Here is a 25,009-nt window from a genome sequence, read left to right on the forward strand (position 1 = left end):
GAACAAAATGAATATCAAAAGTCCTCTCCGTTATCCTGGTGGAAAATCAAGAGCAATTAAAAGCATCGCTGAATGTCTCCCAAAAAAGTTTTCTGAATTTAGAGAACCCTTTGTTGGTGGTGGTTCAGTTTTCATCTATCTTAAACAAAAATTTCCTCATCTCCAGATTGCTATTAACGATTTAAACCCAGAATTATATCTATTTTGGCATTTTGTAAAATCTGATTTATCAAAATTAGTTTCCGAAGTTTGGCAAATTAAAAAAACCTCCCAAGATGGAAAATTACTCTTTGCCAAATTAGCTCATGTAGATGTTAACACCTTATCTGATTTAGAAAGAGCAGTGCGCTTTTTTGTTCTTAACAGAATTACATTTTCGGGAACTATAGAATCAGGAGGTTTCTCCCTAGAATCTTTTCATAAAAGATTTACTAACTCATCAATAGATAGACTGGAAAAATTAGAACATATACTAACACAAGATGTGAAAATCACCAACTTAGATTATAGTCATCTAATTAATGAACCAGGAAAAGACGTATTTATATTTTTAGATCCTCCTTATGTTAAAGCCGAAAAATCTAAATTGTATGGTAAAAAAGGAGATTTACATATAGGATTTGATCATCAAAGACTTGCACAAATATTAAAGCAATGTCCCCATAACTGGTTAATTACATACGACGATTGCCCAGAAATTAGAGAAAATTTTCAATGGGCAAATATCATCGAATGGGAATTACAATATGGCATGAATAACTATAAACAAAAAAAAGCCGAAAAAGGTAAAGAACTATTCATTAGTAATTATGAAATAAAACCAAAACCCGAAAAATCTCTTCCTTCTCTACCTCTGTGACCTCTGTGCCTCTGCGGTTCGTTCTCATTCCATAAAATATCCACTAACAGCGATAGCGCGAAACAAAAAGCCATTTTTCGGTAAAATCACATGGAACATCATCAAAAACCCGAACAATGGATTTTAGTATTTGGTCTAACTTACTCAAACAATTATTAGAACGTCAATCATTATCCCGCACTCAAGCCGCAGAATTGATGCAAGGATGGATAAATGAAACAATTCCCCCAGAACTATCAGGGGCGATTTTAATGGCCTTAAACTTCAAAGGCGTTTGTGCAGAAGAATTAACAGGAATGGCCGAAGTCTTAAAATCCCTGTCTTCCGTACCCATAAACAAACGTGAGCATACCCCATTTGTCCCGTTAATTGATACTTGTGGTACAGGTGGTGATGGAGCATCAACCTTTAATATTTCCACCGCTGTCGCCTTTGTAGTGGCTGCTGCTGGTGTACCTGTCGCTAAACATGGTAGTCGTTCAGCCTCCAGTCTTACAGGCAGCGCCGATGTTTTAGAAGCACTGGGAGTAAACTTGACTGCTGCGAGTGAAAAAGTCCAAGCAGCAGTGCAAGAGGTAGGAATTACATTTTTATTTGCCCCTGGTTGGCATCCAGCCCTGAAAGCAGTGGCCCCATTACGGCGAAATCTCAAAGTGCGGACAGTGTTTAATTTACTTGGACCTTTGGTAAATCCCCTGAATCCCACCGGTCAGGTAATTGGTGTTTTTGATTCTCAACTGATAGAAACCGTTGCCGAAGCCTTAAATCTCTTGGGGACGCAAACAGCAATGGTTCTCCATGGACGAGAAAAATTAGATGAAGCTGGTTTAGGCGATATTACCGATTTGGCGATCTTAAAAGATGGTAAAGTATTGTTAACTACTGTTGATCCCCAAGAAGTCGGTGTCACACCTGCCCCCATTACCGCCGTCAAAGGTGGTAACGTTCAAGAAAATGCGGTGATTCTGAAAGAAGTTTTGCAAGGGAAAGGAACACAAGCGCAACAGGATATAGTGGCGTTAAATGCTTCCCTAGCATTACAAGTAGCAGGTGCAGTTCCCTGGCTAAATCATGCTCAAGGAGTGACTTTAGCTAAAGAAATTTTACAAAGCGGTAGCCCTTGGACAAAGTTGGCACATTTAGTGGAATTCCTGGGGGATTAGCTTCTGAGTGGGCTTGGGGACGAAATTCCACAACGTTACGTTTGATAGTTACATCGTAATTACCGAAAAAGTCATGTCCTAAAAGTCCTGTGTCTAATTCTGTCCCAGCGATCGCTACTGGGACTTTATTTACCGTCATCCCCCCAACTTCCATAGAATCAAGATAGCCAATGGGGAATTCCACAGCCTTAGCGCTGGCCGTATTCGCTTTAGCTTTTCCTACCGTTACCACTCCTAAAGCCGCTGCTATCTTTTGGGTGATTACAGTCCCACTAGCTCCCGTATCCACAATCATCTCAAATCGCTGTGTACCGTTGAAGGTAACTTCAATAATTGGTGTACCACCAATTCGCCGCTTAATTGGGGCAATAAATACCTCATTATTGCGGGGGAGGATAGTTGATGACGGGAAACTAGGCTTAGATAAGGATGGTTTTAGGGTTTTGACAGAGGAACGGGGGGGAACTATGCCATGACTCTGTGGCTGAGGAACATCAATGACAACCGATTGCGGTTGAGTTAAAGAAGATGCTAAATTTTTGGGGTAGGCTTTGCGGCGAGCAAAAGCAATTTGACGGCGATATTCACCGATTTGGCGTTGAGCAAAGGCAAAATTGCCACTATCACGGCGGACTTGCTTCATGAGAGCGATCGCATCTTGCAACTGACTCACTACCAAATTCCAATCATCCACAGACACAGCAGATTGGCTGATACTTTTAGCACCAGCAGCTTTATCTAGTGCCATTGCCAAAGGACTTAATTGGGTGAGAGAAGATTCTCGTGGCGTTGATTTCGGACTAGCTAACAATTGTTGACGTTGACGGGGAGAATGGATGGCTGCCAAACTCCCAGTTGACAAAGATTGCTTAGATTCATCAGTTGTCGTTGTCTGCTGATCTTGATCACAGGCAACAGTCAAAACCGCTAAACTAACGGAACAAAAAATGAGGGCTGTCCGGGACAAAAAAGACTGAAGCATAGTGAATGTTTTAACCGCCCTGGCTGCTCTTCCCAAGTGTACTCCTCCCACCCAATTAAAGATGCGTGACTATTGAATCATTTTAAAATTAAAGTTTTGATGAAGAATTTTTGGTGATTTTATATACATATATATGATTTATATGATTTTTTTTGTAAAGGATTGTATAGTAACTACGGGAAGGTTCTGAGTTTTCGATCAACAATATGAATATATTGTCTGTCTGGCATTACCAGATATTATAAGGGAAATGCCGAAAACATAGACTGAAACTCTCTATAGAATCTCCGCGTCTAAAGACGCGGAGAGTGTCAAATACAAGTAGAGGTATTAACCATGTCTAGCGCAGTTTTAATTGATTTTGGTCAAATTTATCAAGTTCGAGGCAACAAGGTTGCTTCTGCTGCAAAATTTGATGAAATTACTTCACGTTTAAAAAAAGCATCAAGAGAGATCAAGACTGAATGGAACAATTTTTCTTCTGAACAACGTGATTACTTAACAGATTTTGCCTACTCTTTCATTGAACCAACGCAGGAAGCTACAGGGTTTTTGGATATCCTCAAATCAAAAATTTATTTGCTTTTTTTGAATCTTACCTCCCAAAGAGAATCTTTTGATGCTTGTGTTGATGCTATTGATTTCTTGGTTGATACAATTCTTGATTGTATTGAGCAAGATGATCCCGGCTATCAGGCTGTTTTATCTGATACTTTAGAGGAATTGCGTTTAAATTACGAACGGATTCCAGAAGTAAAGCCGGAGGATAGTAGTGCCTGGTTGCGAAATATATTCGATAAGGCCATTGCCGAAGTTTGAGATTAGTCTTGTTAAACTTGTTAAAACTCACTACAAAAAAAATAAAAGAGCTAGAGATTCATTTGAGACTTTGATACAAAAGTATATAGAGACTCTTGCAAAAGATCCGCTTTTTGATGAATCAGATAGCGAGAATTTTCCTAAAGGTGCTTACAAACCAGATTTTGAATTTAGAAAAATTCGGTTTTTAATGCCGGAACTTCAAGGTGCTTCTCGTCAAGGCAGATTTATGTATGTTGTTCATCAAGCTTCTTGCTCTGTCTATCCTGTATGGATTTATACACACGAAGAATATCGGCAAAGACCTAGCGATCAGGAATTGAAAGAGCAATTTGCAATTATAGAAGAAATGAATATTGTAGATGTAGACTCTCCACCTTCATAAACCATGAGAAGATATACCTTTGCTGTCTTCTAAAAAAATAATTTATAGAAGATATAAAACCCTTTTTTCTCTCCAATTACTAATTACAAATAATCTATGCCCCTATCTGACGCAATACCTGCTCTACTTGTCCTAGCAGATGGCTCTATTTATCGCGGTTGGTCTTTCGGAGCGACAGGAACTGCCATTGGCGAAATCGTATTTAACACAGGCATGACCGGATATCAAGAAGTGTTAACCGATCCTAGTTACTGTGGTCAAATTGTCATTTTTACCTATCCCGAATTAGGTAACACTGGCATTAATTCCGAAGACGAAGAATCAAATCAACCCCATGTTAAGGGAGCGATCGCTCGGAATATTTGTCATAAACCCAGCAATTGGCGTTCCACCCAATCCCTCCCCAACTACCTCCAACAGCACCAAATTCCAGCTATTTACGGCATAGATACCCGCGCCCTCACTCGGAAAATTCGCACCTTTGGGGCGATGAATGGCGGCATTTCCACAGCAATTCTCGACGAAGCAGAATTGTTAGAAATGGTACAAGCTGCTCCCAACATGACAGGCTTAAACCTAGTCAAAGATGTCACCACACCAACCGTTTACGAATGGCTGGAAGCCACAACAGCCCCTTGGGAATTCAATTCCGCAGCAGTGGCTAAAATTGGCGAAACCTTCACCGTCGTCGCCCTAGACTTTGGTGTCAAGCGGAATATCTTGCGTCGTCTAGCCAGTTATGGATGTCGCGTCATAGTTGTTCCTGCCGATACACAACCAGAAGAAATTCTCAAATACAATCCAGATGGTATTTTCCTCTCCAACGGACCAGGAGACCCCGCCGCCGTCACAGAAGGTATCAACACCACAAGAGCCTTACTAGACAGCCAAAAACCCATATTTGGCATTTGTATGGGACACCAAATTTTAGGTCATGCTCTCGGTGCAGAAACATTTAAACTAAAATTTGGACATCGGGGTTTAAATCAACCTGCTGGTTTACAAACAAGAGTGGAAATTACCAGCCAAAATCACAGTTTTGCTCTTGATCCAGACTCCTTACCAACTGCTACAGTCGAGGTCAGCCACTTGAACCTCAATGATCTGACAGTAGCTGGAGTTCGTCACAAGACCCTACCTGTGTTTTCTGTTCAGTATCACCCAGAAGCCAGTCCTGGACCCCATGATGCTGATTACTTGTTTGAGCAGTTTGTACTAAAAATGCAAGCAGCACGTCAAGGCGCAATCGCCTAACTTGAGGATAAAAAATGTCATGATGGATATTGGTAATTAGTAAAAATTTTTGCCAGTCCCCAACATAGACAAATTGCTCAAAAACCATCTACACTAGAACGTTTACTTTTAGTAAAAAGAACGAGGAGAAAATCATAGCTGAACCACTGAATCTAACCGTGAGCCTGAGAGGTACACGCGAAGTCCGCGATAGCTGTCAGCTATTCCGCCTCACAGGTTTATTAGACGCTTTCTCTGAGCCAACATTCATTAAAGTAATCGGCAGTAAAATTGAGGACGGTCCAAAAAACATCATTTTGGATCTTTCACAGATCGACTTTGTGGACAGTTCTGGCTTAGGTGCGCTCGTAAGACTAGCCAAACTGGCTAAACCTGAACCAGATGGTGAAGGCAGTTTCCAAATTGTCAGTAATGCCCGTGTAACCCAAACGGTTAAGCTTGTTCGTTTAGAAAAATTTCTCTCCTTACAACTTACAGTTGAAGCAGCCCTAGAAAACATCCCCTCTGCGGCTTGATTGCTTAAATGGAAAATCTAAATTAGGCTGTCCGATGTCAAATCTGGATAGCCTAATTTTTGGATATAGTAGGGAATGGAGTTGAAAGTCTTTTAAGTGCATACTGTTATATCAGGGAATAACCCTTATAAGAAAAATGCTGAAAACCCTTGAGAAACAGCAACGCAGTTGCATTTTTCGGACTTCAGGCAAGGGATGAAAGCTGATTGCAGCATTTATACTGCGCTAAAAATGCTAGAATGCTCTTATCAGTACAAGATTTAAAAACCTACCCCCGGACTGGGGGAAAGTCTACGCCCAGAAAATCTTGAGGAGATATCAGCACGCCCAAAGGGCAAACGTGTTGAGCCTGGGAACCTTAGTGATAAGGATATTAAGAGCGTAATCTCTTAAGAATCCCCGTCTCTTTAGAGCGGGGAGTGTCAAGTTGAGAGTTAAATATAATTTAAGTTGTTTTAGATAATGCCGGCAAAAATTGTCTCCCGATGTAGTGCTTTTTTAAGGAATGATTAATCTGTGAAGTCCAAGGAGGAAACAGGCGAACACGAAGAAGATGAAACCGCTACACAGCATTCATCAGATATTTTCCCGTGGTTGGTAAATGCGACGCAACTGCCCCAGCAAATATCCCCAGCCCAAATAAAACAGATATCTCCTTCAGCTTTAGCCTACTTGGGGGATGCAATTTATGAATTATATGTTAGAATGTTTTATCTGTGGCCACAACAACGACTAGACAACTACCATCGTTCCGTCGTGGATCAGGTAAGAGCAGAAACACAAGCGCTACATTTGCGAATGTTAACTCCTTACTTGAGGAGTAACGAATTAGAAATTGTTCGCAGAGGTCGTAACTCTGCTACGAGTCGTCATAAACGACTGAATCCCGAAATTTATCAACAGGCAACTAGTTTAGAAACCTTAGTTGGCTACTTATATCTTACTGATTACCCCCGTTTAACCGAGCTATTACAAAAACTTCCCCTAGAGAAATAGTGAGAAGCTACATCTGGCGATTGTTACTGATTTGTAATTGTTCATTAAATTGATGTCATCGGGCTGTTCCCTCATTTAAATCAAACCTCAATACTGTTATGACAAGTCAACCAAAGAAAAGTAATTCTGGCGGACAACCAAAACGTGGTCAGCCAGTGAAAATCAAGGGCAAACGCGTTGTCCCTCAACCTAGCCGTAATCAAGGCAAAAGTGATGGTAAACCCATTACTGCAAAACCTCGCTCTCGCTACGGTTCTGAACAATCCCCAGAAGTGAAAGTAGACAGAGAAGGTAAATCCTATTCTGCAAAACCTCGGACATCTCGCTACGGTTCTGAACAATCACCAGAAGTGAGAGTAGATAGAGAAGGTAAATCCTATTCTGCTAAACCTCGCTCTCGCTACGGTTCTGAACAATCCCCAGAAGTGAGAGTAGACAGAGAAGGTAAATCCTATTCTGCTAAACCTCGCTCTCGCTACGGTTCTGAACAATCCCCAGAAGTGAGAGTAGATAGAGAAGGTAAATCCTATTCTGCTAAACCTCGCTCTCGCTACGGTTCTGAACAATCCCCAGAAGTGAGAGTAGACAGAGAAAGTAAGTCATTTTCCGTGAAACCCCGCACATCTCGCTACGGTTCTGAACAATCTTCAGAAGTGAGAGTAGACAGAGAAAGTAAGTCATTTTCCGTGAAACCCCGCACATCTCGCTACGGTTCTGAACAATCTTCAGAAGTGAGAGTAGACAGAGAAAGTAAGTCATTTTCCGTGAAACCCCGCACATCTCGCTACGGTTCTGAACAATCTTCAGAAATCGCATTACCAACGGGCGGTAAATCCTTCACTGCTAGATATCGTCCCTCTTCCCAATTTTCCGAGCAATCCTCAGAAATCACACCCACAGAAGAAACTGATCTAATCTATGGTCGTCATCCAGTTTTGACTGCCTTGGAAAATGAACACAGTATCAACCGTCTTTGGATTACTACTCGTCTCCGTTATGATCCCAGATTTCATCATTTGATTTTGCAAGCCAAAGATAATGGCGCAGTTATTGATGAAGTTGAACCAATGCGGTTAGACCAAATTACTGGTCGGGCAAATCACCAAGGAATAGCGGCTCAAATTGCTCCTTATTCTTATATTGAACTAGAGGATCTGATTAGCAACGCTAAAGCTGTGACTGATCCTGTAATTGTAGTTGCTGATGGTATTACTGATCCCCACAATTTAGGGGCAATTATTCGCACAGCAGAAGCGATTGGCGCTCACGGTTTGGTGATTCCTCAAAGAAGGGCAGCGGGAATTACTTCTACGGTAATGAAAGTCGCAGCAGGGGCATTAGAAACCTTTCCTGTATCTAGAGTTGTCAACCTTGGTCGCGCTTTAGAACAGTTAAAAGAAGAAGGCTTTTGGATTTATGGAACTGCGGTTACAGGTAGCGAACCATTACAAAGTGTTAAGTTTAGCGGACCTGTGGTTTTAGTCGTGGGTGGTGAAGGCGAAGGTCTGGGGATGTTGACACAACGTTCTTGTGATGTTTTGGTGTCCATTCCCTTACAGGGCAAGACTCCTAGCCTCAATGCTTCGGTGGCGACTGGTATGGCACTTTACGAAATTTATCGCCAAAAATCTCAAAATACACTGTATCTTGATAAACTACAGACAATTGCTTTGAAAAAACAATAGTACAGTTACTGATTTCGTAGACAAATATCCACGAAATCAGTGACTATAAACAATGTAAAAGACAATAAATCTCACCTATTTTCACACATCCAGTCACACGTTTATAAATCGGCGAAAACCATGAAAACGATTTGGCATAACTTCCAAGAGGGGTTGATTAATACATTCAATGGACTCGGCCTTGCTTGGTGGGTAGAAATTGTCACACAAAATCCCAGTTGTACATACTACTTTGGTCCATTTTTCAGTTCTGTGGAAGCTACTAAAGCCAGCAATGGCTATATAGAAGATTTGGAAATTGAAGGAGCGCAGGGAATTATAGTGAATATCAAACGCTGTAAACCTACTGTTTTAACAATTGCTGAAGATTTGGGGGAATGGATTGACCGTAAAGTAAAGCCTGTCTTTAGCGGTCAAATTTAGTCTAATCAACAATTCCAGAGGCTGTTATCGTTCCTGGGCTAATCCTGGGAACGAACTATGGCTAATTTAAACTTCGATTATTTGGGGGTTGGTTACTAACCAACTATCAATGTCTCCTAATAACTGTTGGGGTATTTCCCAAGGAAAGAGGTGGGCTGTGTTGGGGTAACATTGCCATTGAGAGTTTTTGATGTGTCTGGCTGTTTCTAAACTGGCATCAGCGGTAATGTGACGGTCTTGTTCACCAGCAAGCACTAGGCTAGGACATTGGATTTGCCAAAGGTCGGGGGTGCGATTATAACCTGCTCTAATGGCACTGTAGAGGGCGTTTGTAGCTGCTGATGAGGTTTGTAAGTAGGCTGGTAGGGCATCCCTAGCTATGTAATTGTATGCTGTGGATGTGTGTTGTTGAATTAAGTAGCGAAAGAGCGATCGCTTGCCGAAAGTATCAATATTCCATTGCCAACTGGGTTTTATATAGTTCAATATACCAGCAATGCCTGTATAAATATTGTCTTGCCAAGAAATCCGGGGATGATTGCCCCAAGGTCTAGCGGCAGTGGCTACTAAAATTAAGCCTGTCACCCGTTGCGGTAGGCGCATGGCCAGTTCCATGGCTAAAATGCCTCCTAGCGACCATCCCAATAATAAACATTTTTCTATTTTAAATTGGTCTAATAGGGCTTCTAGGTCGTCTAAATGGTCTTGCATCTCAAATTTGCCCTGAAACCGACTTTTGCCATATCCACGCAAATCTGGGGCAATGGTTTGGTAGCGTTTTGATAGATGATTGGTAAAGATAGAGAGGCTACGTCCCGAACCAGGATGACCATGTAAACCAAGGATGGGAAATCCTTGACCTTGGATGTAGAAGTTAAGTGGTACAGCCATAAATCCTGATTGTAAGTTCTATTTTTCGATATAACCACCAGCATAGGTAATGACGCAGATAGTTCTGTATTGTTTGTGAGAACCGTAAGCTACACCAGTTACCCGAAAAGATGGGTTAAAAATATTTGTCCGATGTCCACGGGAAGGTACACCATCATCAATTATTAGTTGCATGACAATGTCTTGGGCTGTATTTGGTCCATAACTGATATTTTCACCAGCGGTAGTTTGCCATTTCCCATAACGATTGATGCGAGTGTCAGGTCTGCTACCATCACTACCATCATGACCTGTTGTTCCCTTTGGTCCTTGGTCTTTAGCATGATCTCGCGCACCTAAAGACATTCCTTTGGAGGCACGTAATGCACTGACGGGACGGACGGATTTTAAAAAAGTTATCGCTTCATTAACCGGTTTTACGCCTTCTTGGGTGATTAAATAGGTATTATAGGAAATTTTGACGCGATTTCCCTGAAACCGCTGTTTATAATTTTCTAAAATGGGCAAATATGATTGAGGATTTGTTCTGACTTTGTTAGTTTCCGCAATTACTTGTTTTTCCAAGGTGGACAGATAACTTGTTTGTGCTAATGAAGTTTGATTATTTTTATTAGCAAGCAGTTGAATGGTAGATTCTGGAGGTTTTAGTAATTGATCAGAAAAAGTAGTTGCCAGCGTAATAGGTAATAATATCAAAAATCCCAGGTAACGCATTCATGACCCCGTTTTCTTGTTTACTGTAGTAGTAATCTTTTTGGATAACTACCTATTACCTGTTGTAATATTTTTGGTTATTAAATGTAAAGGGTTATTTGTAAATAAACTGATGATTTGTCAAAATAGGAATTGAGAAGCGAAAAGTTATCCTCATCACTTCTCATAAGACTACTCCTTACACTTATTGCAATTAGAACAGTTAACCAATACGTGCCACCTCTAGCTAAAGGTGCAGATTTATTGGCAACAACGATAAAATTGGTATAAAGTATTGCTTAACCATCAGATTTTATTATTTACCTTGCAATATTTCTTCCACTTCTGTGAGTTTTACCGGTCCAGCAAAATTTGGACTGGTCATAATAAAAGATGGTGTGCCACCCAATCCTAATTGTTGGGCTAATAATAGGTCTTTTTGGATGGATTTATTAGCTAATTTGCGATCATTGCCAAATTTTGTGAGGTTTAAATTGAGCTTTTTAGCAGTGTCTAAATATAAAGTCTCACCCAATTGTTTTTGGTTGGTAAACAAGGCATCATGATATTCCCAAAACTTACCTTGTTGATATGCGGACCAAGCTACTGTAGCTGCGGGTAATGCTTGATCATGAATTTGATAAAGGGGAAAATGCTTATAAACTAAGGTGAATTTATTTGGATATTTTGCCAATAAATCTTTGAGTGTTTGATGGGCTTCGGCACAATAAGGACATTCAAAATCTGAAAATTCTATCAATAAGGTTTTTGATTTGGTTGCACCAATTGTGGGAGAATCACCAATTACAGATTGAGGATTTGTTTGAAAATCATTGATAAATTTTTGTCGTGATTGTTGTAGTTTCTCTTGCTGTTGCTGCTGGTATATTTCTACAGATTTAATAATGATTTCGGGATTTTTGCGGATAATTTCTAAAACTTGTTGTTCTAGTTGGGGGTTGATTTTGGTATCAGCTTGGACAGGAAGTGACCAGGTTAATATCAAGCCGATCAAGCTAACAATTGCTAAATTTCGGAAATGAGTCAAAATTTTGAACATTTTTTTTCAAGGTATAGCACTAGCAATGTGATTTTATCAAGTAGCGGATAAAACAGCAATTATTTCAAGTTTCTGAAATAATGCCTTTAGTTAATATACATTTTTTAAATTAAAGTTTACATAGAATTTAATTCTGGACAAAATTTATCAGTAAATATCCCAATCAAACAGGAGTGAGATCACAGTTATGCTAATTAGTTGGCTTTATCTGATAGCAGCAATTATTTTTGAAGTTTCTGGTACAACTTGTATGAAACTGTCAGAAGAATTTACCAAAATTATCCCCTCAATTTTTATTTTTGTATTTTATGGACTTTGCTTAACGTTTTTAACTCTTTCTCTCAGGACAATTCCGGTGAGTATAGTTTATTCTATTTGGGCAGGTTTTGGTACTCTGATAATTGCTACGATTAGCGTGATTTGGTTTCATGAGTCTTTTACGCTGGTAAAAATTATCTCTATGTCTTTTATAATTATCGGTATTATTGGTTTAAATTTGGCTGAGTAAAGGGACGAGGCAGAGGCAGGGGGAAATAATTACTAACAACCACTGACAACTGTACGGGCGAAGCATTTGGAGAACTATTTTTGGCAATGACCGATAATTTATCTTCCAAATGCTTCGCCCCTACTGACAACTGATAACTGACCACACTAAACCAGAAACTTAGATTAATACAAAAATAAATTATGAACAGTAAAATTTTGCTAACATCTGTATTTTTAGTCACAGTCAGCTTATCAGGTACAGTGCAAGCGGCAAATTATGAAGATATTAGACAGTTATTGGCAAATAAACAATGTCCAAAATGTCTTCTTGGTAACGCTGGGTTAGTAATGGCTGATTTAGCTGGGGCAAATTTAAACGGTGCAAATCTTGCGGGTGCGAATTTAAGTCGGGCAAATTTGGCTGGTGCGGATTTGCGAGGTGCGAATTTAAGCGGTGCGAGTTTATTTGGCGTGAATTTAAGTGAGGCTAAACTTGGTGGTGCAAATTTAAGCGGTGCTGATTTAAGAGATACTTATTTAATGAATGCTGAATTGAAAGGTGCGAATATTACAGGTACAAATTTTCAAGGTGCGGTAGGAATACCTTCGCAAATTGCTAAATCAGAAGATTTTTATGCTTGGGGTGTAGCAGCAGCAGAAAAGGGGAATCTTAAACCAGCTATTGATTATTTTAGCCAAGCGATCGCACTTAAACCAGACTATGCTGGGGCATATTTAGCCCGTGGTGTCGCTAGTTACCAAAGTTTAGATAGAAAAAACGCTTTAGAAGATGCCCAAAAAGCAATAGAACTATTTGAAAAAGAAAAGAATAGTGAAGGAACACAAACAGCCAAAGCATTTATTTTAGAATTAAAAACCCCTTACACAGAAACAGTGAATACAGGTAAACCTAGCTTTATGGATTTTGCGGGTAGTCTAGGTTCAGTCTTATTACAATTTTTGCCCTTCTAATACCCAGTTCATTAATCTATCATTATCTGCGGTTAATGATTATGAAAATCTTGTTCTATGCAGCTTCGTCTTAACTTAGGATACTAACTAAGAAGCAATAATGGCACAGAAGGGAAAAAGATAAATGTCAGAAAATCTTAGAAGTAAAACTATCACACAAGGGGTACAAAGATCGCCTAATCGCGCCATGCTTAGGGCTGTAGGTTTTGAAGATGCAGATTTTAACAAAGCCATTGTCGGTGTAGCCAATGCCTATAGCACCATTACCCCTTGTAACATGGGGATAAACGAACTGGCACAAAGGGCGCAAACCGCGATTAAAACCGCCGGTGCAATGCCCCAAGTTTTCGGGACAATTACCATTAGTGACGGCATTTCCATGGGAACAGAAGGGATGAAATACTCCCTCGTTTCACGGGAAGTTATCGCTGATTCCATAGAAACAGTCTGTACTGGGCAAAGTATGGACGGTGTATTAGCAATTGGTGGCTGTGACAAAAATATGCCAGGGGCAATGTTAGCCATGGCGCGGATGAATATCCCTGCTATCTTTGTTTACGGTGGTACAATCAAACCCGGACACTATGAGGGTAAAGATCTAACCGTTGTCAGTTCCTTTGAAGCCGTTGGTCAATACAGTGCTGGTAAAATTGACGAAAATGAACTGTTAGCAGTTGAACGCGGTGCTTGCCCCGGTGCGGGTTCATGTGGAGGGATGTTTACAGCCAATACCATGTCTTCAGCTTTTGAAGCCATGGGCATGAGTTTACCCTACTCCTCCACCATGGCTGCTGAAGATCCAGAAAAAGCCGACAGCACCGAAAAATCAGCCGTTGTCCTCGTTGAAGCTATACGAAAACAAATATTACCTCGGCAAATCATCACCCGCAAATCCATAGAAAACGCCATTTCCGTGATTATGGCTGTGGGTGGTTCTACCAATGCAGTATTACATTTTTTAGCGATCGCCCGCGCTGCTGGTGTTGAACTAATTTTAGACGACTTTGAAACCATTCGCGGTCGTGTTCCCGTCATCTGTGATTTAAAACCCAGTGGTAGATATGTAGCCACCGACCTACACAAAGCCGGCGGTATTCCCCAAGTCATGAAAATGCTATTAGCCCATGGCTTGCTGCATGGTGATTGTATCACCATTTCCGGGCAAACAGTCGCCGAAGTCTTAGCAGATATCCCCGCAGAACCACGGACAGACCAAGACGTAATTCGTCCTTGGCATAACCCCATGTATGCCCAAGGACACCTAGCCATTCTCAAAGGCAACCTGGCCATAGAAGGGTCAGTAGCCAAAATTACCGGAGTCAAAAAGCCTGTAATTACAGGACCCGCGAGAGTATTTGAATCGGAAGAATCCTGTTTAGAGGCAATTCTCGCCAAAAAAATCCAAGCTGGGGATGTTATAGTTATCCGCTACGAAGGACCAAAAGGCGGACCCGGTATGAGAGAAATGTTAGCCCCCACCTCCGCTATTATTGGGGCTGGTTTAGGTGACTCTGTAGGCTTAATTACCGACGGACGCTTCTCCGGTGGTACTTACGGCATGGTAGTCGGTCACGTTGCCCCAGAAGCGGCTGTAGGTGGTAACATCGCCTTAGTAGTAGAAGGTGATAGCATTACCATAGATGCCAATGCCCGATTGTTGCAACTGAATGTATCAGCAGCAGAATTAGCTACTCGTCGCGCAAATTGGCAACCACTTCCACCCAGATATACTAAGGGCGTACTTGCGAAATATGCCAAACTTGTAGCTTCCAGTAGTGTGGGTGCAGTAACAGATTTGGACTTATTTGCTAATTAGTAATTATATGAGATCCCCAACTTCTTTGAGAACTCGGGGATCTGAAATTTAGTTAGTATATTTTAAGATTATACTTCGACAGGCTCAGTAACCATGCAGCTAAATTCAAACTTATCAGAAACAGTTACTCAACGTTGGCAAATATTGAAAAATGGTATTAATCACAATTTAGATTCTTTCACTCAATCTGTACAACAACAAGCGACAAAAACAACTGATAATACTAAAGATTATTTAGAAAATAATTGGCACAATGTCGAGAGAATTAGTAATAATACATCAGGAGTAATTCAAAAAACTATTAATACATCTGTGCATGATTTTTTATCACAATATCCCTGGTTTTTCCAAGTATTAGAAATATTCACATGGGGAATAAATCACCCTGTCAGGGGTGGAATAATTTTATTATTTACAATTGCAGTGATTTGGAGTATCATTAAAGCAATTGTTAGAATCATAGAAACTGCCAGTTGGTCAATTTTAAAAATTCCTTTTATATTACTACAAAAATTATTAAAATCTCTTTGGATAACATTTCCTAAAGTGGGAATTTTCGGCATTGGTAAAATTCAAAGTAAACAGCAACGGTTAGCTGAAATTTCCCAGCGTTTAGAAGTTATTCACAACGAACAAAAAGCACTATTACAAGAAGCTGCTAAACTCATGAAATCAGATCCAGAAAATATGATGACTAATTCTAACGGTCAGGAGACATCTGTTTAATTATCTCATCTTTTTGACCAGATACAAAATTAGCAAACCGGACAGCTAAAGGTGGTACAAAGAGAAAAGGACTACTAAAACCGGAAAATATATGTAGTCCTGAAAGTTCAGAAATAGCACCAATTAAAGGCAATTTATCCTGAGTAAATGCCACTAAACAATGATGCCATGTTCCTGGTAAATTTCCTAAACTTGGTAATATGTTCGTAATACTTTCTCGTAACCATTGTTCACTTGCTGTTGAGTTAATTTCCGCTTGCGGATTTGTTAAAACCCGGCTAATTTGACCTATGCGTAAACTCCCGTCCAGAAATTGCACCACACCAGCATCTAAAATTGGTGATACTATTTCATGATTGGGGTTATCCCATAATTCATCAATTTGAGTAGATTCTGCTTCTAGTTCATATCTTTGCAAATTTGCGGGTGATACTAAGCTATGTAATTGAATATCTGTAGATGGTATTTCAATGATTTCTGCATGAGAAAAATATATTTTCGCAGCAATACCCATTGATTTTAGTAGTTTACGAGTAATTCCCCCAGCACAAATCACAACATTATCACTATGAAAAGTATTAGTATTTGTTTTCACTCCTGTACATTTTTTTATGGGAGTAGTGATTAATTCTATAAATTCCCCAAATTGGATTTCTCCTCCTAAATCTACCATTGCTTGAATGTAAGCTTGGGTAGTTTTTTCTGGGTGAACATGACCATGTTTAACAGTTAATGCACCAGATATAGCTTCGGGGTTTAAAAAAGGTTCTAATTCACAAGCTTCTTGAATACTAATTAAATGCGGAGGAATAACAACATCTTGATAAGATTTAGCCATTGTTTCGGGATTAATATCTACAGGAATAGTCATTAATAAATTTAATTCCCGAAATTGAGTATCTGCATTTAATTCTTCTGATAATATCCGATGACGGGTTAACCCTTCTGTAGATAATTGTTTTGTAATTGCTGTTGTTGCTGACCAAAAACTAATGCCACCATAACTATAACGGGTAGCATTTTGGGGTGTTTGGTATTGTTCCAACAAAAGTACAGAAAATCCAATTTTTGTTAATTCATACGCAAGTGCAGCACCAGTAATTCCCGCACCAATAATAATCCAGTCGTAAGTTTTCATAATTTAGTAAAAATGTATATTGCACATGAATTATTAAATGTTTTATTCATTTTAATGAAAGCAAGAATTCTTTTGTCATAAATTCATCAGCGATTTTTCCATCAGTGGGTAAGTATATACAAACTTGAATATCTAACTCTTTTAAAAACTTGCACATCAATGGTCCAACATCTTGCCATTGTAAATTACCAAGTCCACAACCTAAAGCCGACATTGCCAAAGATTTTATACCTTGTTGTTTATAATTATCCTGAATCCATTTTAACACCAATCCACTTATCTCAGAGTAGTTACTCAACTACGTAGAAGTTTTGCTTGTATACTAGGAATTAAGCAACTGAGCTTTACGCTTACCTGGAAAGGGTGTAAAGTCTATTTATAATTCCTAGTGTTGATGACTCAGCAGCTTACAATTAAATAGACTGAAATTATAAATATCATAACTGCTTGACAACGCTTTCAATTAAACTATTTCAGAGTATTTAAAACGATGAATATGCAAGAACAACCTAACGGTGCAGATAATAAACGCGCTGACAAGACAGAAATCGCTCTGCATCTAGATTCTGAATTAATAGAGCAAATTCAACATCTCACTAATGACCCCAGTAAAGTGATTGAAGTGGCTATCCGTCAATGGTTACGCGGTGATTTCACCAGAGATGATGAGTTAACACGTACACCCCTACGCACACCCGTTCCCCCTCGTGGTGAATGGAATGATTAAAATCATCCGACAAGTGTCAACAAATAATAAGAAATGTAAAATTTAATGCCTTGAATGCCATAAAGGTCAAAAATCCACAGTTTAAAAATGGGAAAGCTGTAAAAGTTTATGCCAGAATTCAAGTAGCGTTAGTTTGACACTCCCCGTGTCTGTAGACCGGGGGGTGTCAATAAACAGAACTACCAGAAATATTCGCCGAACACTAGATTTAGTGAAATTAGTGGTTTTGTTGATAATTGTTTACAGGTTGCCAAATTATGGTAGAATAGTGTACTGTTGTTGAAGTGAAGTTATAAATCAATGACTAAACTAAAACTACAGGGTTAAAATCCAAGTAAATAAGCGCCTTTGGCCGATTGGGGAGGCAACGAACTCATAATTCGTCTTCAGGCTGGTTCGATTCCAGCAGGGCGCACTTTGCAAAATCCTAACTATAATAAATCACGTTTTTCAGGTTTTTGCCTGTTAATTGCCCATTCTATCTGTCGTAAAATCCCCCTTAACATTCTCACTTCCGCAGTTTGTGGATAAGCACGATTATACAGGTAGCGGAATTTTTCCATGCGACTAGCTGCGGTATGAGGATAAAGATAACCAATGGACAGCAATAAAGATTCCAATTGTTGATAGTATGCTTCCATCGCATCTAACGGGGCAATTTCTGAAACAGGTATATTCTCATCTATAAATAATTCTGTAGATTGTGACAATTCATAACAACAAATAGAAACCGCAGTAGCTAAATTCAAAGATGGATATTCTGGATTAGTGGGAATAAAAACTAATTTGTGGGCATAATTTAATTCTTCATTAGTTAATCCCCTATCTTCCCTGCCAAAAATTAAAGCTACAGGCTTTTCTGCTGCTGCTAATAACCAGGGTAAAGCGGTGCGAGGGGTTTCTAGAGGAATTTCTCCACTGTAGTCCCGTCCCATGGTTGCAATGGCACGGACACAGCCCTGTAATGCTGCTGGTAATGTATCTACTATGATCGCAGATTCTAAAATGTCTTTGCCACGAACTGCCATTTTTATAGCATCCGAGGATGTGCGATCGCATTGAGGATTGACTAATATTAATTTAGATAAGCCAAAATTTTTCATAACTCTGGCCACTGAACCTATATTCAATGGTCCGGCTGGTTCTACTAATACGATAATTACGTTATGGCAACTGGGTTGTATATTAAAACTTTCTGTCATACTTATTTACTTTTACTGGCTCTAATCATCATAATTCAACATTTCTGGCATTATCTATATGCAAAACTAGTGGTTTAAGTAAAAAAATATCAAATACTAGAACTTATGCACAATATTCAAAAGTTAAAAAACCTTGGCAAAACTTGGAAAAATATCAAGTCCTGCCAAGGTATTTAGTTACAAGTAATTACTATTAAATGCTGGCTTTAATTAAACCAGGACAAACTGATTAGGATTAGCCACACTCAAAGCACTGGCTTGAATACCAGTTAAAGTGGCTAAAGTTTGACCACCAAAGATAACCGCAGTATCAGCACCAACTTGAGTCAAAGTTAGATTGGCTGTAGTGATACCTAAACTGGCAGCGCCAGAAATACCAATTACATCAGTACCAATTTGGAAATCTAGAATGGTGTTAGTAGCTTTGGTTAATTCACCAAAAACAATCCAGAATTGGTCAGCGCCAGCACCACCAGATAGGGTGTGACCACCACCAAGACCGATTTCAAAGGTATCATTACCATCACCACCCAAGGCACGACCACCAGTACCATTACCCAGGAAGAATAAATCATTACCAGCGCCACCAGAGGCACGGAAATTATTGGCTTCATCTCCAAAGAATGTGTCGTTATCAGCACTACCAAAAGCGCGATCGCCATTGGCTAAAAACACGGTATCATTGCCACTACCACCGTCAATAATGTTATTACTGGCAAGAGCGCCCGCAGCCGCACTATCAACCTCGTCATTACCAGCGCCACTAAACACGACATCCTTAATACCACCAAAGCCAGGAGTTTGCTTGGCTACAATCGTATCGGCATTAGGTGTACCAGCAAAGAATTGTGTGTCCTGAATCAAATTGGCATTAGGCGCAGTCAAGAAAGATAACTGACCACCTTCAACCAGGTTTTCTTGTCTAGTTTTTGTGCCATCACCATTACCATCAATATTTGTGGCGGTAATAATTGTTCCAGAACGAATACTATGCGCCTGGACATCAAACACAAACTGTGTACCAGGAGCGTTACCAAAAAGACTAGAAACGTCTAGAATACCTGAAGTTTCCCAGTTACCGATATCAGTGGGGCTAGAATCAGTTTGACCAGAAGGAACAGCCGAGCGATCAACTTGTGCAATTTTAGTTAAGCTGTCCGCTGGATTGGCAGCAGCAGGATCAAGAACGTAAATAGAGGCTTCTTGCTTAGAAGTTGCACCCCAGATATCTGCTCCTAGTGCGCGGTCTTCTTGTAAGTAAATTTTGCCATTATCAGCCCAGTCGAGGTTATCAGGACTACGCATACCGAAATCTTGTTTACCAGCGTCGTTGCCATCGTAAAGGATGTCAATTTTTGCAGTGATTTCTGGTGCAGTTGTAATCTTCCACAGAGCATCATTTCCAGATGTGGGGTGTTGAATGGCAACGATAAATTCATTGGGATTGTTTGTAGAAATCAACCCAGTAGGTTCAGATCCAGGAACTCCCAAACTAGCCCAACGAGTAATTGATTCAGCTACACCATCCTTATTGCTATCAGATGCCTTCCAGATATCGCCAGGACCGTTGTCTTCGATAATGTAAAGATTACCAGCAGCATCACTAGCCAAGTTGTCAGGGTTATTGAGGTTGGTACCCGCAGCTAAAGCAGTACCACCATCAATTGTGCTACGACTAGCAAAAAGCTTAACTTCATTAGTTTTGAGGTTAATGCCATAAACTGCGTTTTCGCTAGTTGTAGCTACATAAAGAATGTCACCAATAATTTCTAAGTCTTCTGGACGACCGTAGGGTGTACCACCAACTTCATCCGCTGCTGCCCGTCCGCCCGTAGTAGTGCTACTAAAGTCAAAGGGATCGGCGGTGGTGGTTTTCACGCCATTAGCATCGGTAATCGCCACCCAAGTAGCTGCACCAGTGCGAGTAGTAGCTGTATTTGTAGCAGAGTCCCAGTTTTCCGAAGCAATACCTGTAAAGGCAGTTACCTTCAAGACAAAACTTTGTCCAACACTCAAATCACCAGCAGTCTTAGGTACAAACTTGTAGATAGAACCAGTGTTGCTCTCATCAATAAAGTACAAAGTACCAGAAGCATCAAACTTCAAGCCTTCATGGGAAACAGCAGGAATATTACTGCGCCAAACCACATTAGCTGTATCACCAGCAGCCATCAAGGGGTTAAGCCACTCAAATAGACGACCATTGGTTCTTTCTTCGGCTGTAATAACTGTTCCATAGGGAGTATATACCGCAGGGTCAAAAGGACCAAAATCATCATTATTCTTATCCCAAACCGTAGGATTGGTGGTGTAGGGTAAGGCCGCTTGACCAGTCAAGGCTGAAACAAAGTCACCAGTTTGGGTGTCGTAGCGAGCTAAACCAGCGCCTTGACCTACTTCCATCGGAATGTAGATGTAGCGGTTGGTGGGATCGAGTGCCACCATGTCCCAGTTACCAAAGGTGGCAGCAAATTGAGGATCTAGATTAGCTTTGTTGCGGTCAACAATTTCTGTCTGAGTGAATCCTGTTGGTAGTAAAAAGGGTGCAGTGTCTTCTGCTGTAGGAACAGTAGCAGTAGTAGAAAGAAGTTGGCTAAAGTCAACATCAATTTTGTAGGTTGTACCCCAAACATCAGGTCCTGCAGTAATACCAGTGGAGGCTAAAACAGCTTGAGTACCATCGGAAGGATTTGTAGCGATATCTTCAGGACGAGAAAACCTGAAGGCATTAACTGCGGTAGCTAACTCATTTTGTTTTGTTTGTGTAGCAAAACCTTGAGAGTCATAACCTGTAGTATTTGCTTTTGTGGGATCGTAGTAAGAAATTTCTACAAATTGACCGTTTGTGCTGTTACCACTGCCTTTGAACTGGCTAGGATTAGCTTCAATTGCATCAGTAGCATTTGCAGGATCGTCAGCCACCCATACGAATAGTTTACCCTGTGCTAAACCATTGCGTTCCAGGAAACCGCCAGCTTTTTTATCGCCAACATAGAGATATAAAGGCGCGTTATTGCTATCGTCACCAATTAAAAAGGCAACTTTATCAGTGCGGCTTGTATTTAGTTCTGTGACGTTTTCCCACGAAGCGCGACCAAATGCGGGTACTGCATATAAAGTATTTGTTTGTGTATCCAAGGCGAATTGTGTACCATTACTGGTTTCTTCACCAGAGAAGAAAATACGATCAGCTAAACCAATACCTGCACCAAACTGGTTGGCTTCAAATAAAGCAGCAGAACAAAAACGTTGAATACCAGCGTTCTCTAAATCAGCAGCAGCATCAACAACTTCACCTTTGCGGTTGATAATGGTGTCATGGGCTAATCCAGCATCGACGATTTGCAATGTGCGCTTGTCAACATCAAAATAGTTAACTCTTGCACCGGGGAGTTGAGTACCGTTTTTCAGGGTGTACTTATAACCATCAGCAGCCCCTACTTCATTAACAACTAATACACGAACAGTTGTATCGTTGAGTGAAAAAGCACCAATACCGTCAAGAATACCGGGAGGAACATAGTTGCCAATTTTGTCGCCAACTGTAAAAATTGGGTCAACTGTGTAACCGTTTAATCCTTTGACTTGAGACGGTTCGGTTGTATCGAATGGTGTGTTAGCCATAAAATCCCTCAGTTTTCTTTGTAATGCTTACTGAATCAATGCTTGGTAAATTTAGGAAAACCTATATTTACCGAATATGAATATTACCTTCCAGTAGAATCTCACGCAGAGGTTAAGAAGGCACTATGATTTAGCTATTTCTTAATTAAAAATTTTTCTAGAAGTTAATTTTAGATTAAGAAAAGAGAAAAGATTATCTATTGATCGGTACTATGCCAATATTAAAACTAATACACACCCGATCTTCATCACTCATATTCATTTCCACACCATGTAACAGCCAACTGGGAAATATTAACATTGTCCCTTCACGAGCTTTATAAGTGATTTTGGGGAAAGTCCAGAGATTAAACTCTATAGATGGTGGTACGATCATTTGTGAAGCTGGTCGAGGATCAGAGAAAAATATGCCACCACAATTTTCAGGAGTTTTCAGATAATAAACTCCACTTAAAATTGAGTTGGGATGATTATGTACAGAGTTGGAAGCAAGTTTACGATTAATAATTCCCCAACAAGTTGTAATTTTGAGACTAAACTTTTGTAAGTCCCATTGTAAAAATGTGGCAACTTCTAAGACATTTTGATTAATGATTTGTATCAGGTTGTCAAAACTATCCCTTTCATGCAACCTATCTGTACTATGCCATCCTAGTATATTTGACCATTTCTCACCCTGACTATCTCGACGTTCTTCCGCATAGATAGTTTGTAAGAGTGGAGGATTTAATTGTTGATAATTTTCTAGGGAAAAATGCCAAACAGAAGTGGGAAACCAATCATTTCTAGAACCAACCATAATTTTGATTTATGTTTATATTGACTTGTGAACTTTGTCGCTGGGCAAAAAACATGGACGGCTAAAAACAAAAAAAGCCTAAGTCCTGTTAAGCTCAATAGGTAACTTTCCTGCACTGAACTGTTTTATGCACCTACCTTCCTTTCTATGGTTATGGAAAATAGCCGCTTGGTCAATGGGATTATCTTTACTAGCCTATTTATTTTTAGCCATAACTGGTATTTGGATGTTACGGGTTAGAACAAACCCAGAATCTTTCGGTATTCTCTTACCTTGGTATCGTCAGCAGGTGCGATCGCTCCATTATATAATCGGCATCACGATGGTTAGTCTAGTATTACTACTTCTAGCTGTTGGCATTGTGGGTACATTAGGACACTTTGGTTCACTGGGACATTCACCACATTTAGCCGCTGGGTTAATAGTCGTCATCTTAGTTTTAGTATCCGCATTTAGCGCCACTCAAATTAATACCACACAACTTTGGGCTAGACCATTACATCTTGGTTGTAATTTCTGCTTATTACTAGGATTCGCTTGGGTATCTCTCAGTGGTTGGACTGTGGTGCAAAAGTATTTGCCTTAATTCTCAGTTTCTACCATGCTTCTATTATGCCTGGGAAATTGTGCAGACCACACACAAATAATTTATCCTGAAAATCCTGATTCAGCCCTTGACAAAATTCTCAGTTTCGATTACACTTATGTTATGAGTGGAAAAGTGTGCGCCCATATATATAGGGTTTTCATTTATCAAATCATTTAAAACAGTAAAACCTTTATAAATGATTCATGCTTTCAAGAACTTGGGTACGCAAGACATTTTTGATGGTAAAGATTCTAAAGCTGCTCGAAAAACCTGTCCCTCAATTTTGTCTGATAGCGAAGCGTGGCGCAAGCCATATCAGGATGTCCAGGATTTGAGGATTTTCAGGATGTGATGGCAAGATTGTTTTTGAGGAAGTCGTGATTTTTTTAGTCAGAATCAGGATATCCAGGATTAAAGGATTTACAGGATGTGATTTAAGGATTGTTTTTGAGGAAGTGGTGATTTTTTTAGTCTGAATCAGGATATCCAGGATTTGAGGATTTACAGGATGTGATTGAAAGATTGTTTTTGAGGAAGTGGTGTTTTTTTTGTCTGAATCAGGATATCCAGGATTTGAGGATTTACAGGATGTGATTTAAGGATTGTTTTTGAGGAAGTGGTGATTTTTGGAAGTTGGGATATTTTAAAGATGTTGTTTTATGCTCTTCTTTAGATGGTTAGTTTACAGCATTTTCGCAATTACCAATTACCCATATTGAAAATCCTAATTCTGACAAAATCATCTCCAAAATCCCCACAAACAATCATTAAACAACATCCTGTAAATCCTGTAAATCCTGTAAATCCTGATTCTGACAAAATCATCTCCAAAATCCCCACAAACAATCATCCAACAACATCCTGAAAAATCCCAAAATCCCACAAACAATCATCCAACAACATCCTGAAAATCCTGAAAATCCTGGATATCTTGATATGGCTTGCGCCACGCTTCGCTATCAGACAAAATCAAATCATCAACTCCCCACCAAAAATCATCCAACAACATCCTGAAAATCCTCAAATCCTGGATATCCTGATTCAGACAATTTTACCCCTTGACAAAATTCTCAGTTTCGACTATGCTTAGGTTATAGGTGGAAAAGTATGCGCCCACATATATAAGGTTTCCACATCCAGTATTTATCCAAAAGAAATTCCGCCTAACTGCGGGACAAGGGAAAAGAAAAAAGAGCAGAGGG

Annotated in this window: 25 protein-coding genes and 1 tRNA gene; 16 read left to right on the forward strand and 10 right to left on the reverse strand. The window is 39.9% G+C overall.

Translation table 11 applies throughout. From position 1 onward, the window contains the following. The first annotated feature begins 7 nt into the window (after positions 1 to 7). Positions 8 to 859, forward strand: coding sequence for a DNA adenine methylase (locus ANA_RS03695; protein ID WP_015078713.1), 852 nt, complete (start codon positions 8 to 10; stop codon positions 857 to 859). A 116-nt stretch (positions 860 to 975) separates the two neighbouring features. Continuing rightward, entirely contained in the window at positions 976 to 2,022 is a 1,047-nt protein-coding gene (gene trpD / locus ANA_RS03700) for an anthranilate phosphoribosyltransferase (protein WP_015078714.1), read from the forward strand. Here the strand turns inward: trpD and ANA_RS03705 are convergent. Continuing rightward, complete coding sequence (locus ANA_RS03705) at positions 1,952 to 3,004, reverse strand: retropepsin-like aspartic protease family protein (protein ID WP_041457644.1); 1,053 nt, start codon at positions 3,002 to 3,004, stop codon at positions 1,952 to 1,954. The genes trpD and ANA_RS03705 overlap by 71 nt on opposite strands. Positions 3,005 to 3,340: 336 nt before the next feature. Here ANA_RS03705 and ANA_RS03710 point away from each other — a divergent pair, with 336 nt between their 5' ends. From ANA_RS03710 to ANA_RS03740, 7 genes are all read left to right on the forward strand, one after another. Next, on the forward strand, positions 3,341 to 3,823 hold the full coding sequence (locus ANA_RS03710; protein WP_015078716.1) for a hypothetical protein: 483 nt from the start codon (positions 3,341 to 3,343) through the stop codon (positions 3,821 to 3,823). Then, positions 3,810 to 4,208: a hypothetical protein gene (locus ANA_RS03715; protein WP_174783315.1), complete on the forward strand. Its 399-nt coding sequence runs from the start codon at positions 3,810 to 3,812 to the stop codon at positions 4,206 to 4,208. Before ANA_RS03710 ends, ANA_RS03715 begins: the two co-directional genes overlap by 14 nt. Before the next feature lie 96 nt (positions 4,209 to 4,304). Further along, positions 4,305 to 5,462 carry a glutamine-hydrolyzing carbamoyl-phosphate synthase small subunit gene (carA, locus tag ANA_RS03720; RefSeq protein WP_015078718.1) on the forward strand — a complete coding sequence of 386 codons (1,158 nt, stop codon included), beginning with the start codon at positions 4,305 to 4,307 and terminating at the stop codon, positions 5,460 to 5,462. A gap of 158 nt (positions 5,463 to 5,620) precedes the next feature. Continuing rightward, positions 5,621 to 5,977 (forward strand): STAS domain-containing protein, encoded by a 357-nt coding sequence (locus ANA_RS03725; RefSeq protein ID WP_041457647.1) that lies wholly within the window; start codon positions 5,621 to 5,623, stop codon positions 5,975 to 5,977. A 516-nt stretch (positions 5,978 to 6,493) separates the two neighbouring features. Continuing rightward, on the forward strand, positions 6,494 to 6,973 hold the full coding sequence (locus tag ANA_RS03730) for a Mini-ribonuclease 3 (protein ID WP_015078720.1): 480 nt from the start codon (positions 6,494 to 6,496) through the stop codon (positions 6,971 to 6,973). Positions 6,974 to 7,737: 764 nt separating this feature from the next. After that, a complete protein-coding gene (gene rlmB, locus ANA_RS03735) occupies positions 7,738 to 8,658 on the forward strand; it encodes a 23S rRNA (guanosine(2251)-2'-O)-methyltransferase RlmB (protein ID WP_051155230.1) in 921 nt (306 codons plus the stop codon). Positions 8,659 to 8,778: 120 nt separating this feature from the next. Then, positions 8,779 to 9,081 (forward strand): DUF1816 domain-containing protein, encoded by a 303-nt coding sequence (locus tag ANA_RS03740; RefSeq protein WP_015078722.1) that lies wholly within the window; start codon positions 8,779 to 8,781, stop codon positions 9,079 to 9,081. Positions 9,082 to 9,147: 66 nt separating this feature from the next. Here ANA_RS03740 and ANA_RS03745 read toward each other — a convergent pair whose 3' ends face one another. The 3 genes from ANA_RS03745 to ANA_RS03755 all read right to left on the reverse strand — a co-directional run bounded on the left by ANA_RS03745 (position 9,148) and on the right by ANA_RS03755 (position 11,725). Beyond that, positions 9,148 to 9,972, reverse strand: a complete 825-nt coding sequence (locus ANA_RS03745) for an alpha/beta fold hydrolase (protein WP_015078723.1) — start codon at positions 9,970 to 9,972, stop codon at positions 9,148 to 9,150. An 18-nt stretch (positions 9,973 to 9,990) separates the two neighbouring features. Beyond that, positions 9,991 to 10,686, reverse strand: coding sequence for a CAP domain-containing protein (locus tag ANA_RS03750; protein ID WP_015078724.1), 696 nt, complete (start codon positions 10,684 to 10,686; stop codon positions 9,991 to 9,993). Between the two features lie 295 nt (positions 10,687 to 10,981). Next, on the reverse strand, positions 10,982 to 11,725 hold the full coding sequence (locus tag ANA_RS03755; RefSeq protein WP_015078725.1) for a DsbA family protein: 744 nt from the start codon (positions 11,723 to 11,725) through the stop codon (positions 10,982 to 10,984). Between the two features lie 187 nt (positions 11,726 to 11,912). On the opposite strand from ANA_RS03755, the gene ANA_RS03760 reads away from it, so the two are divergent. Next, entirely contained in the window at positions 11,913 to 12,233 is a 321-nt protein-coding gene (locus tag ANA_RS03760) for a DMT family transporter (RefSeq protein WP_015078726.1), read from the forward strand. Here ANA_RS03760 and ANA_RS24075 read toward each other — a convergent pair. Beyond that, complete coding sequence (locus tag ANA_RS24075) at positions 12,208 to 12,363, reverse strand: hypothetical protein (RefSeq protein WP_233467043.1); 156 nt, start codon at positions 12,361 to 12,363, stop codon at positions 12,208 to 12,210. The two genes, ANA_RS03760 and ANA_RS24075, sit on opposite strands and share 26 nt — an antisense overlap. Positions 12,364 to 12,415: 52 nt before the next feature. On the opposite strand from ANA_RS24075, the gene ANA_RS03765 reads away from it, so the two are divergent. From ANA_RS03765 to ANA_RS03775, 3 genes are all read left to right on the forward strand, one after another. Further along, positions 12,416 to 13,186: a pentapeptide repeat-containing protein gene (locus tag ANA_RS03765; RefSeq protein WP_015078727.1), complete on the forward strand. Its 771-nt coding sequence runs from the start codon at positions 12,416 to 12,418 to the stop codon at positions 13,184 to 13,186. A gap of 124 nt (positions 13,187 to 13,310) precedes the next feature. Next, positions 13,311 to 15,002: a dihydroxy-acid dehydratase gene (gene ilvD / locus ANA_RS03770; protein ID WP_015078728.1), complete on the forward strand. Its 1,692-nt coding sequence runs from the start codon at positions 13,311 to 13,313 to the stop codon at positions 15,000 to 15,002. Positions 15,003 to 15,095: 93 nt separating this feature from the next. After that, positions 15,096 to 15,728, forward strand: a complete 633-nt coding sequence (locus ANA_RS03775) for a hypothetical protein (protein ID WP_015078729.1) — start codon at positions 15,096 to 15,098, stop codon at positions 15,726 to 15,728. Here the strand turns inward: ANA_RS03775 and ANA_RS03780 are convergent. Continuing rightward, entirely contained in the window at positions 15,703 to 16,866 is a 1,164-nt protein-coding gene (locus ANA_RS03780) for an NAD(P)/FAD-dependent oxidoreductase (RefSeq protein WP_015078730.1), read from the reverse strand. The genes ANA_RS03775 and ANA_RS03780 overlap by 26 nt on opposite strands. Positions 16,867 to 16,912: 46 nt before the next feature. Further along, positions 16,913 to 17,164, reverse strand: coding sequence for a hypothetical protein (locus ANA_RS03785; RefSeq protein WP_148279023.1), 252 nt, complete (start codon positions 17,162 to 17,164; stop codon positions 16,913 to 16,915). A gap of 192 nt (positions 17,165 to 17,356) precedes the next feature. Between ANA_RS03785 and ANA_RS03790 the strand changes: the two genes are divergently transcribed. Both ANA_RS03790 and ANA_RS03795 read left to right on the forward strand, forming a co-directional pair. Then, positions 17,357 to 17,593 carry a hypothetical protein gene (locus ANA_RS03790; RefSeq protein WP_015078732.1) on the forward strand — a complete coding sequence of 79 codons (237 nt, stop codon included), beginning with the start codon at positions 17,357 to 17,359 and terminating at the stop codon, positions 17,591 to 17,593. A gap of 342 nt (positions 17,594 to 17,935) precedes the next feature. Continuing rightward, positions 17,936 to 18,008: transfer RNA gene (locus ANA_RS03795), tRNA-Ile, on the forward strand. Between the two features lie 16 nt (positions 18,009 to 18,024). Here the strand turns inward: ANA_RS03795 and ANA_RS03800 are convergent. The 3 genes from ANA_RS03800 to ANA_RS03810 form a co-directional block, all read right to left on the reverse strand. After that, the gene (locus ANA_RS03800; RefSeq protein ID WP_015078733.1) at positions 18,025 to 18,795 is read right to left on the reverse strand and encodes an RNA methyltransferase; all 771 of its coding nucleotides are present in this window, start codon (positions 18,793 to 18,795) and stop codon (positions 18,025 to 18,027) included. 210 nt (positions 18,796 to 19,005) lie between these two features. Continuing rightward, a complete protein-coding gene (locus tag ANA_RS03805; protein ID WP_015078734.1) occupies positions 19,006 to 22,419 on the reverse strand; it encodes an alkaline phosphatase PhoX in 3,414 nt (1,137 codons plus the stop codon). A gap of 193 nt (positions 22,420 to 22,612) precedes the next feature. Beyond that, positions 22,613 to 23,218 carry a TIGR02466 family protein gene (locus ANA_RS03810; RefSeq protein WP_015078735.1) on the reverse strand — a complete coding sequence of 202 codons (606 nt, stop codon included), beginning with the start codon at positions 23,216 to 23,218 and terminating at the stop codon, positions 22,613 to 22,615. A 127-nt stretch (positions 23,219 to 23,345) separates the two neighbouring features. On the opposite strand from ANA_RS03810, the gene ANA_RS03815 reads away from it, so the two are divergent. Further along, the gene (locus tag ANA_RS03815; RefSeq protein WP_015078736.1) at positions 23,346 to 23,804 is read left to right on the forward strand and encodes a DUF4079 domain-containing protein; all 459 of its coding nucleotides are present in this window, start codon (positions 23,346 to 23,348) and stop codon (positions 23,802 to 23,804) included. Positions 23,805 to 25,009 lie beyond the last annotated feature (1,205 nt).

This window comes from Anabaena sp. 90, assembly GCF_000312705.1.
Lineage (GTDB): Bacteria > Cyanobacteriota > Cyanobacteriia > Cyanobacteriales > Nostocaceae > Dolichospermum > Dolichospermum lemmermannii.

What these genes read in the sequence shown, in the direction of transcription:
- ANA_RS03695 (WP_015078713.1), top strand. Translation starts at nt 8, where the DNA reads ATGAATATCAAAAGTCCTCTCCGTTATCCTGGTGGAAAATCAAGAGCA.
- trpD (WP_015078714.1), top strand. Translation starts at nt 976, where the DNA reads ATGGATTTTAGTATTTGGTCTAACTTACTCAAACAATTATTAGAACGT.
- ANA_RS03705 (WP_041457644.1), bottom strand. Translation starts at nt 3,004, where the DNA reads ATGCTTCAGTCTTTTTTGTCCCGGACAGCCCTCATTTTTTGTTCCGTT.
- ANA_RS03710 (WP_015078716.1), top strand. Translation starts at nt 3,341, where the DNA reads ATGTCTAGCGCAGTTTTAATTGATTTTGGTCAAATTTATCAAGTTCGA.
- carA (WP_015078718.1), top strand. Translation starts at nt 4,305, where the DNA reads ATGCCCCTATCTGACGCAATACCTGCTCTACTTGTCCTAGCAGATGGC.
- ANA_RS03740 (WP_015078722.1), top strand. Translation starts at nt 8,779, where the DNA reads ATGAAAACGATTTGGCATAACTTCCAAGAGGGGTTGATTAATACATTC.
- ANA_RS03745 (WP_015078723.1), bottom strand. Translation starts at nt 9,972, where the DNA reads ATGGCTGTACCACTTAACTTCTACATCCAAGGTCAAGGATTTCCCATC.
- ANA_RS03750 (WP_015078724.1), bottom strand. Translation starts at nt 10,686, where the DNA reads ATGCGTTACCTGGGATTTTTGATATTATTACCTATTACGCTGGCAACT.
- ANA_RS03755 (WP_015078725.1), bottom strand. Translation starts at nt 11,725, where the DNA reads ATGTTCAAAATTTTGACTCATTTCCGAAATTTAGCAATTGTTAGCTTG.
- ANA_RS03760 (WP_015078726.1), top strand. Translation starts at nt 11,913, where the DNA reads ATGCTAATTAGTTGGCTTTATCTGATAGCAGCAATTATTTTTGAAGTT.
- ANA_RS03765 (WP_015078727.1), top strand. Translation starts at nt 12,416, where the DNA reads ATGAACAGTAAAATTTTGCTAACATCTGTATTTTTAGTCACAGTCAGC.
- ilvD (WP_015078728.1), top strand. Translation starts at nt 13,311, where the DNA reads ATGTCAGAAAATCTTAGAAGTAAAACTATCACACAAGGGGTACAAAGA.
- ANA_RS03775 (WP_015078729.1), top strand. Translation starts at nt 15,096, where the DNA reads ATGCAGCTAAATTCAAACTTATCAGAAACAGTTACTCAACGTTGGCAA.
- ANA_RS03780 (WP_015078730.1), bottom strand. Translation starts at nt 16,866, where the DNA reads ATGAAAACTTACGACTGGATTATTATTGGTGCGGGAATTACTGGTGCT.
- ANA_RS03790 (WP_015078732.1), top strand. Translation starts at nt 17,357, where the DNA reads ATGAATATGCAAGAACAACCTAACGGTGCAGATAATAAACGCGCTGAC.
- ANA_RS03800 (WP_015078733.1), bottom strand. Translation starts at nt 18,795, where the DNA reads ATGACAGAAAGTTTTAATATACAACCCAGTTGCCATAACGTAATTATC.
- ANA_RS03805 (WP_015078734.1), bottom strand. Translation starts at nt 22,419, where the DNA reads ATGGCTAACACACCATTCGATACAACCGAACCGTCTCAAGTCAAAGGA.
- ANA_RS03810 (WP_015078735.1), bottom strand. Translation starts at nt 23,218, where the DNA reads ATGGTTGGTTCTAGAAATGATTGGTTTCCCACTTCTGTTTGGCATTTT.
- ANA_RS03815 (WP_015078736.1), top strand. Translation starts at nt 23,346, where the DNA reads ATGCACCTACCTTCCTTTCTATGGTTATGGAAAATAGCCGCTTGGTCA.